A 509-nucleotide genomic window follows, 5' to 3' on the forward strand; every position below is an offset into this window, starting at 1 on the left:
CCGTAGTGACTTGTGTAACGCGGACGTGGATTTAGGTGACTTGCTGATCCACGAAGGTTCTGCACACCAAGCGCAAGCGCACGCTGCAAAAGTATTTAACGCGGACAAAACTTACTTCGTACTCAACGGTACTTCTGCTTCAAACAAAGTGGTGTGTAACGCGCTAGTAACTGAAGGTGATTTGGTACTGTTCGACCGTAACAACCACAAATCGAACCACCACGGTGCGTTAATTCAAGCGGGTGGTATGCCAGTTTACTTAGAAACGGCGCGTAACCCTTGGGGCTTCATCGGTGGTATGGATGAGCACTGTTTCGATGAAGAATACATTCGTGCTCAAATCGCGAAAGTGGATCCAGAACGTGCACGCGATGAACGTCCTTTCCGTCTTGCTATTATCCAGCTTGGTACTTATGACGGTACTATCTACAACGCTCGCTACGTAATGGATAAGATAGGTCACCTTTGTGACTACATCCTGTTTGACTCTGCGTGGGTTGGTTACGAGC

General features: G+C 48.1%; 1 pseudogene. It reads left to right on the forward strand.

The features are described 5' to 3' along the window. A pseudogene (locus tag R7044_RS28280) lies at positions 1–509 on the forward strand (ornithine decarboxylase); the annotation flags it as partial.

Source organism: Vibrio sp. 1402 (assembly GCF_033340275.1).